10 protein-coding genes and 3 pseudogenes are annotated in these 14,424 nt (G+C 61.2%); 10 read left to right on the top strand and 3 right to left on the bottom strand.

Annotation, left to right across the window (positions count from 1 at the left end):
• Positions 1 to 28: 28 nt before the first annotated feature.
• Entirely contained in the window at positions 29 to 1,063 is a 1,035-nt protein-coding gene (locus J3485_RS19265; protein WP_206955970.1) for an IS110 family RNA-guided transposase, read from the bottom strand.
• A 169-nt stretch (positions 1,064 to 1,232) separates the two neighbouring features.
• Here J3485_RS19265 and J3485_RS19270 point away from each other — a divergent pair.
• From J3485_RS19270 to istB, 5 genes and pseudogenes are all read left to right on the top strand, one after another.
• Positions 1,233 to 1,559: pseudogene (locus J3485_RS19270) on the top strand (transposase domain-containing protein); the annotation flags it as partial.
• Positions 1,560 to 1,766: 207 nt separating this feature from the next.
• Complete coding sequence (locus tag J3485_RS19275) at positions 1,767 to 2,276, top strand: hypothetical protein (protein ID WP_206955971.1); 510 nt, start codon at positions 1,767 to 1,769, stop codon at positions 2,274 to 2,276.
• Positions 2,277 to 2,306: 30 nt separating this feature from the next.
• Positions 2,307 to 2,618, top strand: coding sequence for a hypothetical protein (locus J3485_RS19280; protein ID WP_206955972.1), 312 nt, complete (start codon positions 2,307 to 2,309; stop codon positions 2,616 to 2,618).
• Complete coding sequence (gene istA, locus J3485_RS19285) at positions 2,611 to 4,110, top strand: IS21 family transposase (RefSeq protein WP_206955973.1); 1,500 nt, start codon at positions 2,611 to 2,613, stop codon at positions 4,108 to 4,110. The genes J3485_RS19280 and istA overlap by 8 nt, the downstream gene beginning before the upstream one ends.
• Entirely contained in the window at positions 4,079 to 4,888 is an 810-nt protein-coding gene (gene istB / locus J3485_RS19290; RefSeq protein WP_206955974.1) for an IS21-like element helper ATPase IstB, read from the top strand. The genes istA and istB overlap by 32 nt, the downstream gene beginning before the upstream one ends.
• A 333-nt stretch (positions 4,889 to 5,221) precedes the next feature.
• On the opposite strand, the gene J3485_RS19295 is transcribed toward istB, so the two are convergent.
• Together J3485_RS19295 and J3485_RS19300 are read right to left on the bottom strand one after the other, a co-directional pair.
• Positions 5,222 to 6,235 carry a hypothetical protein gene (locus J3485_RS19295; RefSeq protein WP_206955975.1) on the bottom strand — a complete coding sequence of 338 codons (1,014 nt, stop codon included), beginning with the start codon at positions 6,233 to 6,235 and terminating at the stop codon, positions 5,222 to 5,224.
• Positions 6,236 to 6,791: 556 nt separating this feature from the next.
• A complete protein-coding gene (locus J3485_RS19300) occupies positions 6,792 to 8,135 on the bottom strand; it encodes an IS4 family transposase (protein WP_206955976.1) in 1,344 nt (447 codons plus the stop codon).
• Positions 8,136 to 10,022: 1,887 nt separating this feature from the next.
• Between J3485_RS19300 and J3485_RS19305 the strand changes: the two genes are divergently transcribed.
• The 5 genes and pseudogenes from J3485_RS19305 to tnpC all read left to right on the top strand — a co-directional run.
• Complete coding sequence (locus tag J3485_RS19305; RefSeq protein WP_206955977.1) at positions 10,023 to 11,450, top strand: IS4 family transposase; 1,428 nt, start codon at positions 10,023 to 10,025, stop codon at positions 11,448 to 11,450.
• 47 nt (positions 11,451 to 11,497) lie between these two features.
• A pseudogene (locus J3485_RS19310) lies at positions 11,498 to 11,986 on the top strand (IS4/Tn5 family transposase DNA-binding protein); the annotation flags it as partial.
• A gap of 83 nt (positions 11,987 to 12,069) precedes the next feature.
• The gene (tnpA, locus tag J3485_RS19315) at positions 12,070 to 12,534 is read left to right on the top strand and encodes an IS66-like element accessory protein TnpA (protein ID WP_206955978.1); all 465 of its coding nucleotides are present in this window, start codon (positions 12,070 to 12,072) and stop codon (positions 12,532 to 12,534) included.
• On the top strand, positions 12,534 to 12,887 hold the full coding sequence (tnpB, locus tag J3485_RS19320) for an IS66 family insertion sequence element accessory protein TnpB (protein WP_021163842.1): 354 nt from the start codon (positions 12,534 to 12,536) through the stop codon (positions 12,885 to 12,887). The genes tnpA and tnpB overlap by 1 nt, the downstream gene beginning before the upstream one ends.
• Positions 12,888 to 12,986: 99 nt before the next feature.
• Positions 12,987 to 14,402 (top strand): annotated as a pseudogene (gene tnpC / locus J3485_RS19325) (IS66 family transposase); the annotation flags it as partial.
• Positions 14,403 to 14,424 lie beyond the last annotated feature (22 nt).

Consider the following 14,424-nt stretch of genomic DNA (forward strand, 5'->3'; position numbering starts at 1 on the left):
TGGCTCACGTCAATGCTGTCCGACCGGATTACGCGGCCGCAGTTGCGGGCGTGTAATCCGGTCGGAACTCTCGGTCGTGAGCGAGCAGCGCCCATATGATCCGGGCGTTCTTGTTCGCGAGTGCGACGGCCGCGACATTTGCATTTCGTCGCTGTAGCAATCCATGCAACCAGCCGTCCTTTTGCAGCTTGCGCTCGGCAACCTGCATAACGGAACGCGCGCCGTGAATCAGCAGCGTTCGCAAATAGGTATCCCCGCGCTTGCTGATGCCGAGGAGAACGTTTTTTCCGCCGCTGGAGTTTTGCTTGGGCACCAGACCGAGCCACGCCGCGAGTTGCCGTCCGCTCCTGAAACTCTTTGCGTCACCGATAGACGCGACCAGTGCGCTGGCAGTCAGTGGTCCGATGCCGGGCACGCGTGCAAGCTTGCAACTTGTATCGTCGCTACGGTGCCAGGCTTGGATTTGCTGCTCGAGCTCGCGGACCTGGCGGTCGAGGTCCTTCAGATGGTCCAGGAGGCGTTGAATGAGCAGCCGGAAGGAACCCGTCAACTCATTGGTGGCATCCTCGATTAGCTCGGGCACCCGACGGGCGAGATGAGCAACCCCCTGGGGAACGACAATCCCGAATTCGCTGAGCAGGCCGCGAATCTGGTTGGCTTGCGCGGTGCGCGCCCGCACGAAACCTTGGCGAACGCGGTGCAGCGACAACACCGACTGCTGCTCGATATTCTTGACCGGCACAAAGCGCATGTTCGGTCGTGCGACGGCCTCGCAGATCGCTTCGGCATCGGCGGCGTCATTCTTGTTCGTCTTGACGTAGGGTTTGACGAACTGCGGGGCAATGAGACGTACCGTGTGGCCCATGCCTTGCAGCTTGCGAGCCCAATAGTGAGCACTGCTGCATGCCTCCATGCCCACAAGACAGGTCGGCAGATTGGCGAAGAACTCCGCCATCTGATCGCGTTTGAGAACTTTTCTGAGCACGGTTCGGCCATGCTCGTTCACGCCATGAACGGCAAACACGTTCTTCGCCAGATCGATGCCAACTGTCGTAATCTTCATGATGGGCGCTCCCCTCGGTCAGGTGGTTGCTTCGACACTTCCACTTTGGCACATCGATGCCGTTTCGGGTGGGGGCGTCCATTCCATTACTTTCGACTTTAGCTCCGATTCGAAACATGTTGCCCGGTAACGTCAGATCTCACGACGTGTGGCAGATTTAGCGCTTACGCTTAACCAGTGGGATGCCCTCGCGCTGTACTGCCAAGAGGGGCGTGCCGAGATCAGCAACGCCCTGGCTGAAAACGCGCTGCGTTGCGTAAGTCTGGGTCGGAAGAACTTCCTGTTCGCCGGCTCCGATAGTGGGGGTGAGCGGGCTGCCGCAATGTACAGCTTGATCGGCACGTGCAAGCTCAACGCGATCAATCCACGCGCCTACCTCGAATACGTCCTGACCCATATCGCTGATCACCCTATCAACCGTATCGACGAACTGCTGCCCTGGAACGTCGCTAGCAAACTGCCAGGGCAGTCTTGCTTACCGGCCTCCACGGACTGATTGCCAGCGGCCAAAAAATCAAATCGCCCGATACCTGATCATGCCTTACGCGCACGCCGTATTGCGAACGGCCTTCGCGAGGTGCTTACGACTGTTCTTCGCTTTTCGCTTCTTCTTCGGCTGTTGCCTTTTGTTCGTGCCCAACCTTCACGGCGAGGCGCAGGCATAGGCGTGCGCGCATGATCTGTCCCCAAGAAGGGCCGCGTCATGAAGCGCCTCGGACAGCGAAAGTGCCGGCATTGCGGGGCCTGGTTTCGTCCGGATCCCCGCAATGCGCGGCACCAGCGGTACTGCAGTGAATCCGCGTGTCGCCAGGCGAGCAAAGCCGCCAGCCAGCGGCAATGGCAGACCAAACCCGAGAACCAGGACTATTTCTGCGGCACGGAGCATGTCGCGCGGGTGCGGCGTTGGCGCGCCGAGCATCCGGGCTACTGGCGTCGAACGAAACGGAAGTCCGAGAGCTGTGCGGATGCGTTACAAGAGGACTGTCTTGCGCAAACCCTTTCCACACAAGGCTCTGCGGTCGATTCGGGCGACGCTGCGTTACAAGAGGTCTTATCGGCGCAACCGGCCGTCCTGATTGGGCTGATCGCCCATTTGACCGATAGCCCGTTACAAGAGGACATCGTGCGCAGCAGCCAGCGGCTGCTACAACTGGGGCAGGACATCTTGAGCGGAGGGCGCGAGCATGCCGATCAAGCGCGTGATTTGCCCTGAGCGGATCCGGCAGATTCCGGCGCACTTCAGTTGGGTCGATCACCGGCTGGTGCGCGAGCGCTACATCGAACGCTGTACCTGTTTCTGGTCTGCGTCGCCGACTCGCAGGGTCTGAGCTATTACGCCGACGCGACGCTCTCGCGGCGTCTGTCGATGGCGCCAGCGCGCCTGGAGATGGCCCGCAGCAACCTGATCCGCGTCGGCCTGATCGCCTGGCACAGGCCGATCTACCAGGTGCTGGCGCTGGATGCGCCGGGGCCTGAACCGGCGCCGCTGCCTCACGCGGACGTGGCGATGCAGCTCGAGCAACTGCACGCGGCGCTGGGCAAGTACCGTGCTTGATTACGAGACGTACTGCAAGATTCGCGACTGTCATGATCGGCAGCACCTGACGATCACACAGACGGCGAGCGCGCTCGGTCTGCATCCGCAAACGGTGTCGAAGTGGGTGAAGGCCGACCGGTATCGGCGCCGTCAATCGCCGCCGCGTGTGAGTCGGCTCGATCCGTTCAAGGCGCAGGTCGTGCGCTGGCTCGATACGCACCCGTACAGCGCGCAGCAGATCTTCCAGCGCTTGCGCGAGGCCGGCTTCGACGGCGGCTACACGATCGTGCGCGACTACGTGAGCAAGATCCGGCCGCCGCGGCGCGAGGCATTCCTGAAGCTCGCGTTCGCCCCCGGCGAATGTGCCCAGGTCGACTGGGGCGAATACGGCTCGATTGCCGTGGGCTCGACCCGGCGGCGGCTGTCGTTCTTCGTGATGGTGCTGTGCTACAGCCGGCTGATGTATTTGGAGTTCACCGTCTCGCAGACGATGGAGCACTTCCTCGCTTGCCATGAGCATGCGTTTGCGGCCTTCCAGGGCTGTCCGCGCAAGGTCATGGTGGACAATTTGAAGTCCGCGGTGCTACAGCGGCTGATCGGACAGGCGCCGGTATTCAATCCGCGCTACCTCGATGCCGCGCGCCACTGGGGGTTCGACATCGTCGCCTGCAACGTCGGCAAAGGCAACGAGAAGGGGCGTGTCGAGAACGGCGTGGGCTACATCAAGAAGAACTTCTTGAACGGGCTCGAACTGGCCGAATTCAGCGCCATCAACCCCGCAGCCCGACTCTGGCTCGATACCATTGCCAACGTGCGCATCCACGGCGAGACGCACCAGCGCCCCCTCGATCTGTTCGAGAGCGAGCGAGTGCATCTGAAGCCGCTCAATGCTTCGCCCTACGACGTCGCGCGCATCCTCACGGTGCGCGCGAGCAGCCAGTTTCGTGTGGCGCTGGACGCCAACCACTACTCGGTGCCGGCGCGCTATGCCAATACGCGCGTCACGCTCAAGGCCTACCCCGATCGGGTCTGCCTCTACTACGAGAACCAGTTGATCGCCCGCCATGTGCGCAGCTACGAGCGTCTTCAGGATATCGAGGATCTCGAACATCCGAAGGCCCTGCTCGCGCAGCGCCACCATGCGCGTGAACAGCGCCTGATGCTGCGCTTCCTGAGCCTGGGCCCGCACGCCCAGGCCTATTACGACGGCCTCGAGCAACGGCGCACCAATGCGCGCCAGCATGCGCGCAAGATCGTCGCGTTGAGCGAAATCTATGGCATCGAGGCCGTCGCGCGCGCCTTGCAGGACGGGCTCGCGTTCCAGGCCTTCAGTTGCGAGTACATCGCCAACATGCTCGAGGCCAGAGCGCGGCAGCGGCCCGAGGCCGGCGCACTGCATCTGATCCGCCATCAGGATTGGCTGGAGCTCGAGCTCGCCCAGCCGGATCTCTCGTGCTACCGCGTGCCGGAGGCCTGCGATGAACAAGACGACGACAAAGACAAAAGCTGAATCGAGCGCGCCGCAATCCGGCGCCGATGGCGCGACGACGCTGCGCATCCAGCTTATGCATCTACATCTGGCCTACACGCTGCAACACTACGAGGCGTTGGCCAGCGAGGCGGCCACCCTGCACTGGTCGCATGTCGAGTATCTGGCCCGCCTGATCGAAGGCGAAGCGCATCGACGCGAAGATCGCAGCGTCGCGCGGCGAGTCGCGCTCGCGCGTTTCCCAGTGCTCAAGACACTGGACCAGTTCGAATGGAACTGGCCCGCCAAGATCAATCGCCTGCAGATCCAGAACTTGTTTCGCCTGACCTTCATCGAGGAGCACGCCAACGTGATCTTCCTGGGCGGCGTCGGGCTCGGCAAAAGCCACTTGAGCATCGCGCTGGGCCATACCGCCTGCTTGCGCGGCTACTCGGTGCTGTTTGCCACGGCCGTGGACATCATCAATGCCGTGAATGCTGCCTGTGCCCATGGTGGGCTCAAGCGTGAATTGCGCCGCTACGTCAAGCCGCGACTGTTGATTATCGATGAGCTCGGCTATTTGCCCATCGACCAGCAAGGCGCCGACATTCTGTTCCAGATCGCCAGTCAACGCTACGAACACGGCGCTACCGTCATCACCTCCAACCGTGCCTTCAAGCACTGGCCTGAGATCCTGAACCACGACAGCACCTTGACCTCCGCGCTGCTCGATCGCGTCTTGCATCACGCCGAGACCGTCGTCATCGAAGGTAAGAGCTATCGCATGAAAGACCAGAGCGACCCCGAACCCGCCGCTTGACGCCGTTCACCATCGTGAGTTTCAAACCGCCTGTTTCGCGTGAAATTGACGCCGCCGCTAACACCAGGGCAGGTTGCACATCTATATTCGACCTTGTTGCAGCCTGATTCGGAAACGGGAGCGACGCAATGGCAGAGAGCACGAGCGGCACGGTTGACCAAGTTGTCAGGGGCCGTTGTGTCCAGTGGGGCGCAGGCGAACACGTCGTCGCACGGTGTATCGGCTACTGAGCAGCGATATGCTGACGAACTCGTGGGCCGAGTGGGGCGCGCACGTGCTGATCGTTGGTCACCCGATACGCCGGTTTGGGACGCTTGCGCGGTTCGCCGGTTTTCAGCCTGGCTGTATGCGGTACGGAAAGCTCATGGGTGGACAGATCGGGATGGCCGAACGCGGTGGTGGATTGGCTATGCCAGCTGCGGCCGATGGCTCAGGGGCTGCGGGCTCAACCGTCTCGATGCGCACGGCGTAGCCCGCCACGCGCCCAACGATTGCCTCCAGCGCCCGCCGTTGGTCGTCGTTGACGCGACACAGTTGGGCCCGCACGACGCGCATCGATCCGGGCTGCGCGCCGCTGCCGGGCTGCCAGAGATGGCGAGGCTCAACGCCGTCAGTGTCAACGCGATATGCCGAGTGCGCGAAGGGAAAAATGACCTCCCGCACGCCGTGCCCGAACCAAGCTCGCTTGATCTCGGTCAGATCGACTCCGAGCGACCCGCAACGGACGAAGATCCATTCAACTATCCGGTCCGGGTCATAGCTGGCGTCGTGCGGGAAGCGGGAAAATGACCCCGCGCAGTCATCTTCGTGCGCCGCCGGACTGGTAGCGACGGGTGCGCCCAGATGGCAGAGCGTGCCGGGCTTGGGCGAGCCTAGGGAAAATTGCTGATCGCCTATGGCACCCCGAATGAAGTAGCGCTGGTCTGCCGCGGGCACGAACAGGCCGCTGTGTTGCATCTTCATCAGGGCCGACTCCAAGTTACGCACCAGCGGGGCGACCCATTGCAGCGCACCGGGCTGGCCACCGGCGATGGGCATCGTGACTGCACCGATCACGCCCATACCGGCGCCACACCACAGACACAGGGACGCTATCTCGTCGCGGCGCAAGCCTGCTTGCTGCAGACGCTGATGCACCGCCGGGCACTCCGTTGCGAGACGACGCAGATGCTGATCAACATTGGCGCGCAAGGGCGACAGGCAATACGCGTCGAGCAGGCTCATGTCCCGAGCGGCCGCTGGATCGGCCGCCGCCTGCAGATTGACTTTCGCGAGGAGACCAGGAACCTCTTCATCCCGGTCGAGATTACGCAAGCTGTAGGCCTCGCCAAATACCTTGCCGGCCATTTGCCAATATCTGCGATAAGGCTGCGGCAAAGAGGCATGGGCGGCGACTAGCGCGTCGCAAAAGAGCTGCACATTTCCGTCCGTGCGTGGGGGCACGGGGGCGACTCCAGTGGGCCACGGGTGATTGAGGGGAGCGTGGTTGGCCAGTCTCGCACTGCTGTGCAGTAGTTGTCCTAGTCCTCGCATTCCTTTTGCTTGCAGGTTTTGTTTGAAATCACAAGGCTTCCCCAAATCCCGGGTTCCAGTTTGTGCCCGCTTGCGAAATGACAATTTCACATGGCGTGCGATTTTTTCCGAATTTTGAAGCCACCCCACATAGGCATTCAACGAAATTCAGCTTGCAAGGCGTAGTGCGTATTAAAAGTGCACTACCTAACGAGCAGTCACCAGATTCTGATGCGCTCAATCCACAATGCTGGACAGGCTACTTCGCAAACTGATGAGAGGACTGTGCCGGGGATCGAGGCGCCGACATCGGTTGCGCACTGTGACCGTGCTGATCCAGCTGCTGCGACATACCTGGCGATGGGGCCATAGGCATAGCCTTATACATAAATCAGCCGAGCCCTTCGCGGAGTGCGCGTAGCGTGTCGGCGGCAGCGTGTACTTGATCCAGGCCTCGCCAAATCGTCTTGGCACCCGGCTCGCCGTCGCCCTTGCGGCCGAGGAAGCCGCCGATTTGCGCGATCAGTCGTACGACCTCGTTCACGGTGGGCGGCGTCGCTGGCATCTTCTTTTTCGCCAACAGATGAGCCCCACGAATTTCGTCCGGATCGAAGAACAACGAGGCGTCCAGCTCCGGACAGGTGCGGCCTTTGCGCATCAGATAGGTCACGCGCCATGCCACCACCATGAACAAGGCCAGAGCACGCTCGATTCGATCGACCGCGGCCAACTGCAGGGATTCCACTTCGCAGCCATTCTTGAGCACGTGGAAATAGATTTCGATTTCCCAGCGCGCCCGGTACCAATTGATCAGTTCGACCGCTTGTTCCTGCGTGGCGACAGCGCGGCTCGTCAGCAGGCGCCATTCAATCGGCTTGGCGCCGGCGGGCGCGTCCACTTCGCGGGCCACCACGCAGTGAACCTTGAGCTTGCCTCGTTGGCCGTCCGCAATCTCGACCTCGCGCGCCCACAGTTGCTGGCGCACGGTGCGGCTTTTTTGATTCTCGCGAGCGCCGGTGACGAAGCTAATCTCACCCAAGGGCGCTGCGCTCGTGGTGCTGGACCACAGCTTCGCCCCGTCGCTATCGGGCAAGCAGCGGTCATGTTTGGCGCGCACCAGCCAGTCCGCTGGCGTGCCCAACTCGCACGCCCGGCGCATCAGCTCCACCATGTCCGCCTCGCGATCAGCCACGTACACCAGCCGTGTGCTCGGCATGTCCGCTGCCATTTCCGCCACGCGCTCGTAGCCTTCGACCCAGCGGACGCTTTCTTTCTGGCCCGCTCGCGTGCCATCGGCCTCGCGTTTTTCTCGCGCCCACATCCACGCGTCGAGCACGCCCAACGGTTCGCGCTCGCTCGTCACCGCGTAGGTCGGATGCAAATACAGGCCGCGCCGTGCTTCGTAGTTCAGCGGCCCCAGTCCGTCGATTTCCTGGCCGTTGAAATCCAACTCGGTCGTGTCTTGAATGCACAGCACGACCGGCTGGCTGCGCATGCGTTCCTGCGTGCTTGCCCAATGCGGCTCCAGGATGGCTTCCCAGGCCACGTCCGTATTGCGCAAAAAACGATAGGCCGCGCATGTCTCGCTCCAACTGTCGCAAGCCTGCGGGATGCTGGCCGTCGGTTTGGCCGCAAGTCGTTCCACCAATTTCTTCGCCCTTCGGTTGAGGCGCGCGTCGCCCAGATCCAGCCCCGCAAACTCCTGCTCGGTCCACTGCTGTGCTGCCTTCGCCACGCGTCCGCCCAAATCACGAGAGTAGACGCGATCCCGCCAAAGTTTACAAGCACCTCTTTCAAGTCATTGAATGTAAACGGTTTGCCGAAGCTCGCCGTCGGCGCGACGCGATGTGTATAACGCTATGGGCCATAGGGGATATCCCAAAGTGCCGCCGAAACCGTTCCCAAAGCTTGTTCAGGGCATTGCTGATTGACTTCATGATGCTCCTTCCTTCATGTATGAGTACCAGACATGCCATTGGGAAACTGTTCGCCCATAGCGGGCTCGCGCATCTGGTCAGTCGTTGTCATAGCGGCGCTAACAGCAGGGCGCTTGACAGCCTTCGCCACGCCTGGCGCCGATTTCGTCCGTGCTGCCGCACTCGCGCGCCCCGTCATTCCTACAATCTCCATCCAAGCGCATTCATCGCCTGTCGGAAGGGCGCGCTCACCGTGCACCGACAGCGCTTGATGCGCTGAGATCTGCGCCTCGACGAGCGTGCTTGTTATAGCCCCATCGATCATCGATCGATGAAAAGGGCCTCGGGTGGAGGAGTTCCAGAGCCGCAGCAGAACACACAAGAACAGGAGGCACATGGCCCGACATACCGAATCTGCAAGCGCACTGTAGCAGCGGCTGCGCCAGGTCGGTCGGGATTTTTTCGGGAAACGTATGTGTTCCGAGAGGGTAATCTCAGAACTACGCGAAACCGGCTATATGCCAGCCGTGAGACCGTGTCGCGCGGCTATCCGAGTATGGCGTCGAACCGAGCGCGGTGGAATGGCACAACCGCACCGCCCTACACGAAGCGGTATTGAGTGGTCATAAAAAACCATGTTCGCGCAGTCATTCGGCAATGAGGTGGTCACCTCCGCCGTGCAGACGAGTTACGCGGTAGATTACGTTTTCCTGGAGACCATTAATGCAAAGCGTGACACTGCGCTCTATCTGACCTATGAGCTTTCGTGTCTACCCCCCCCTGTGGCTACTACCACAGTTCCATCGGCTGCTCACGGCGCCTGGATCACCGGCTCGGCGTGAGCAGCCGGACTGCGAACGGAGGGGCGGGGCTGTAGAGCAGCGTGCGCAGGTGCGGCCTGCGCAGGTGCGGCCTGCGCAGGTGCGGCCTGCGCAGGTGCGGCCTGCGGGAATCCTAAGGACACAGCATTTCCTCGGCCATAGCACCAGCGAGCGCAAGCACGGCGGACCGCGGGGAAACCCGAAGCAGCGACTGCGAGCCCTCCCACGCATAGTGCTGCGCTGCCCCCGATCACCGCGAAGGGGGCCGCCGCCGGCGTCGCACCAACGAGCCATTCTGTGGGATTCTCATTCATATAGCGCATGAATAGGCCGAAGCCCATCGTCGGGAGTGCGACACCTGCCGCTACCGAGCCACTAATCTTCAACACATAATCAGGCAGCCATCTTTCTGTAGGCATTGCTAACATCTCCTTGAACTTTAGCGCATACATACCGATGGGCATGCGCGCAATTAGTTGTGAGTACAACTATACAACCTTGACGCAGACGACCCTCCCAAAGCTGCACAGGTTCGCCATGATTACGCCCTCTCGTTGCAGAGATTCGGGACTAGGTGCAAACAGCCGCGCACCGATGCTAGTCATCTTTTTAAATGGGCGACACCGAGTGTCTCAAATCCGCCGCTTCCACTAGACTATGCACAGTCTCGCATTGTGGTGTTTACACCTAACATACCGATGCTGGACGTGGTTTGTAGCATCGGCTTATACATATCTCCGGGGCCCGTCCTGGAGCTTGGGAGAACGTGTTTACTTTCAATGACATAGCGCTGGACTTGTAAACTGTCGGCGGATGCTTGGAATTACCCACATCTCAAGCAGAAATTCTGTTAACTTCTGATCGTTTAGGATTCCTAAATGATCAATGACAAGAACGGGACAAGAAGACGACACATCGTGGCTCGAGCAGGAGATCGAACGGAGCAGATTTCGGGACGCTCGCCTTCGCAAGCGCTTCGGGTTGCTGCTGGAGCGATTGTGGAAGGGTATGGGACAAACCATTCCGCTCGCCTGCCAGGACTGGGCCAACACCAAGGCAGCCTATCGGTTCATGGACAATGACCGCGTTAATGAGCAAGATATTCTGAGCGGACATTTCCAGGCTACCGCACAGCGCTTTTCCACGACCGATGGACCGATTCTCGTACTTCAGGACACCACCTCGTTTTCGTACAAAAGGGAACGTCCCGAACTCATCGGTTATGCAAGTAGCACACTGACCGCAGCCAAGCGATACGGTCGCGACAAGGAAAGCCCGCAATGCGGCATCCTGATGCACTCAAGTCTCGCCGTCACAACTGAAGGTCTGCCGCTCGGACTAGCCTCCATCAAGTTCTGGAGCCGCAAGGAGTTCAAGAACACCACGAAGAAGCGCAGCAAAGTCAATTTCACTCGCATACCGATCGAGGAGAAGGAGAGCTATCGCTGGATTGAGAACCTGCGGCAGTCAACGGCGCGACTCGGCGATCCAAGTCGCTGCGTGCATATCGGAGACCGAGAAAGCGACATCTTTGAGCTGTTTTGCGCTGCGAGCGAACTCGAAACACATTTCCTAGTGCGGACCTGCACGAACAGGTTAGCCGGCGACGGCCAGCATACGGTTGCAGACGAAATGTCAGAGGTGCGAGTGAAGGGATTACATCGAATCGAATTTCGCGATGCCAAAGGGCGCTTTCACCAAGCGCTTCTGGAGATCAGATATCGCCGCCTCACGGTTTGGACGCCCGTCGCGAAGCAGCGGCACTATCCGGCGCTCAGGCTGACCGTCATCCACGCGACGGAGTGCGGCGAGCCAGCGGGCCGACCACGAGTCGAATGGAAACTTGTCACTGACCTGCCGGTGAACTCACGTTCAGACGCGATCGAAAAGATCGATTGGTACGCGATGCGCTGGAAAATAGAGATGTTCCACAAAAACCTGAAGTCCGGCTGTAAGGCTGAAGAGTCGCAGTTGCGTACAGCCGGCCGGTTGACCAACCTGATCGCCATCTTCTGCATCCTTGCCTGGCGAGTATTCTGGCTGACCGAGATCAATCGATCCGCACCCGAGGCCCCGCCGGAGGTGGCGCTTACCGCAACCGAGGCGTCGCTTCTTGACCAACTCGTCAAGGATACGGCACGTACCGCACAAGCGCCGCCCCTATCTCGCAGCCTCATCAAGCTCGCCCAACTGGGCGGCTATCTCGCACGCGCCAACGATCCCCCTCCGGGCAATAAAGTTATCTGGCGCGGCATGCATCGTCTTGTCGACATCCAGATCGGATACTGCCTTGGGCGGGAAAATAGTGGGTAATTTCAAGTCGGCGGATCGCGTTTACTTTCGCACTTTGCGTGAACGCCTTGGCCCTGGACACGACTTGCTGGACGGAAACGGAATTCGCCCACCTCGATCTTGGCGACGCGCGCCTGAACAAGAGAGCGAGGACATTGATGGAACGATTGGCGGCCAAGCCGACAGTGGGAGTGCCGCAGGCGTGTCGCGGCTGGGGCGAGACGATAGCGGCATACCGCTTCTTCGATAACGAGGAGATCGAGTGGGCCACGATTCTCGAGCCGCATTGGCAGCAGACCCAGCAGCGCATGGCAGCAAACCCGGTGGTGCTGTGCTTGCAAGACACGACTGAACTGGACTTCAACGGCCGAGGCACAACCGGGCTTGGCCCTCTGTCGTATGAGGCGCAGCGCGGCATGTATTTGCATCCGACCTACGCGGTGACACCCGAGCGCCTGCCGTTGGGCGTACTGGACGCGTGGATGTGGGCGCGCGAGGCGAAGGACGCGCAAGGCAAGCGTGGCGGCGTGAAGGAAAGTTTGCGCTGGATCGAGGGCAAGCGCGAATTTAAGCACACCTAGAATCGGAAGCTGAACGAGCGCAGGCTTGCGTCCGCAACGACAACTTGCGGACGCAACCGATGACACAGAACGAAGTTGACTTCTTGCCACTGCGGGTGACCGGCGTGACCGCGACGGGCAAGCGCAGGTTTGACGCCGAAGGTAAGCGCAAGCTGATTGAAGCCTGCTTGCAGCCGGGCGCGTCAATTGCCGGACTGGCGTTGAAAGCGGGTGTGAACGCGAACCAGCTGCATAAGTGGATTCAATTGCGCGAACGCGCGAATGCCGCCGCTGCGACGGTAAGCGTCGAGCCGTTGCCATCGGCATTCGTGCCGGTCGTCACGGTGGGCGAGGTGGCGCCGGTGCGCACGAACCCCGAGCCGGTGAGCGTGCGGCGATCGTCACACAGATACGAAGCGGCGAAGACAGCGACGCCGGCCCGGCTATCGGCGCAGTTGCCCAACGGCGTGACGCTGCAGCTCGAATGCGCCGCACACGATGGCGCTCTCGTGAAGGCGATGATCGAAGCGTTGGGGGCGCGCTGATGTTCCGCTTCGACGCGGACCTGCAGATCTACCTGCACCGCGAGCCCATCGACTTCCGTGCCGGCATCAACAGCCTCGTCACGCTAGTCGAGCAGTCGATGCAACTCGATCCGCTTGCGCGAGCCGTCTTCGCGTTCCACAACCGCAAACGCGATCGCGTGAAGCTTCTGCTGTATGACAGGGCCGGATTCTGGCTCCTATTGAAACGCCTCGAGGCCGACCGTTTCGTGTGGCCCCGCCGTCAGCAAGCCGTGATCGAACTGACGGCCGAGCAGCTTCACCTGCTGCTCGACGGCGTCGATGTCGACGCCGTGCGTCGCCACCCAGCGCGGCAGTACTGCCACGCGAGCTGAAGCAGGGTATCGCCGCCGTTGCCGGTAAACAACGGCGGCTTTAGCTGTTACAAATTCGCGTAAACCTATTTGGCTCTGCGATTCGCTATCGTTGAGCGCATGTCCCCTCCCAATCTCCCCCGACTTCCGCGCACCGCCAAGGCCTATATCCACAAGCTGGAGGAGCGGGTGGCGGCCGATGCGCAGGTCATTGCCGAGCGTGACGCCAGGATCGACGAATTGACCCGGCGCCTGGATGCGCTTGAGGAGCAATATCGTCTCGCGTTGGCCCGACAGTACGCGCCCAAGAGCGAGAAGCGCCGCGACCGCGTGTTCAACGAGGCCGAAGAGGCAGCCCACGCTGAGCCGGCCGAGGAGGACGACGGCGAGCCGCTGACGTTGCCCGATACCGGGTTGCCGGAACCCGGCCAGCCTGAACCGCGCAAGCGTGGCCGCAAACCGCTGCCCGCGGACCTGCCGCGCGAGCGAATCGAGTACGACCTGCCCGAGGACCAGAAGATCTGCCCGTGCTGCAGCAAAGCAATGCATCGGATGGGCGAGGAAATCAGCGAACAGTTGCACATGCAGGTCAAGGTCTCGGTGCTGCAGCACGCGCGTTTCAAGTACGCGTGTCGGCACTGCGAGCGTCACGGCACGCACACACCGATCGTGGTCGCGCCGATGCCGGCGCAGCCCTTGCCGGGCAGTCACGCGAGTCCATCAATGATCGCCGCCGTCACGGCCGGCAAGTATGTCGACGGCACGCCGCTGTACCGAATGGAAGACGTGCTCGCGCGCTCGAACATCGCGGTCGGCCGCGGCACCCTGGCGAACTGGATCATCCGCCCCGCCGGGCTTCACTACACGCGCCTGTTCGAGGCGCTCAAGAAGATTCTGCTCAGCCAGTGGCTGATCCACGGCGACGAGACCACCGTCCAGGTTCTGAAGGAAACGGGCCGGAACGCGCGGGACAAGTCATACATGTGGGTCTACCGAAGCGCGGAGGATAGCGAGCAGCCGGTGGTGCTGTTCGAGTACCAGCCGGGGCGTGGCCAGCAGTACCCGAAGGAGTTCCTTGGAGAGTACGCCGGCACGCTGATGACGGACGGTTGGCCGGCGTGGCGGACGGTCAAATCGGCCACGCATCTCGGATGCCTTGCGCATGGACGTCGCCTATTTACGGACGCGCTCAAAGGGCAGAAGAACAAACCGAGCCCCCGCATCACGAAGGCGCTCGAATTCTTCCAGGCGCTGTACCAGGTTGAGACGCTCGCCAAACAGAGCTTACCCGAAGGCGAGACGCTGGCCGACTACCGGTATCGCCTGCGCCAGCAGCACAGCGTGCCGTTGCTAAACGCCTTCAAAACCTGGCTCGACGAACTCGCGCCAAAGGTTCTGCCCAAGAGCCTGCTGGGCGAGGCGATCGGCTACTGTCTCAGGCAATGGCCGTATCTGAGTCGCTACGTAGAGGACGGCCGGTTTGCAATCGACAATAACGTCATCGAGCGCGACATCAGGCCCTTTGTGACCGGACGAAACTATCCACAGGTCTTGGTTA

Origin of the sequence: Trinickia acidisoli (genome assembly GCF_017315725.1) — a bacterium.
GTDB lineage: Bacteria > Pseudomonadota > Gammaproteobacteria > Burkholderiales > Burkholderiaceae > Trinickia > Trinickia acidisoli.

Coding starts and splice junctions, on each gene's coding strand:
- J3485_RS19265 (WP_206955970.1), bottom strand. CDS start 1,063: ATGAAGATTACGACAGTTGGCATCGATCTGGCGAAGAACGTGTTTGCC.
- J3485_RS19275 (WP_206955971.1), top strand. CDS start 1,767: ATGAAGCGCCTCGGACAGCGAAAGTGCCGGCATTGCGGGGCCTGGTTT.
- istB (WP_206955974.1), top strand. CDS start 4,079: ATGAACAAGACGACGACAAAGACAAAAGCTGAATCGAGCGCGCCGCAA.
- J3485_RS19295 (WP_206955975.1), bottom strand. CDS start 6,235: ATGGCCGGCAAGGTATTTGGCGAGGCCTACAGCTTGCGTAATCTCGAC.
- J3485_RS19305 (WP_206955977.1), top strand. CDS start 10,023: ATGACAAGAACGGGACAAGAAGACGACACATCGTGGCTCGAGCAGGAG.
- tnpA (WP_206955978.1), top strand. CDS start 12,070: ATGACACAGAACGAAGTTGACTTCTTGCCACTGCGGGTGACCGGCGTG.
- tnpB (WP_021163842.1), top strand. CDS start 12,534: ATGTTCCGCTTCGACGCGGACCTGCAGATCTACCTGCACCGCGAGCCC.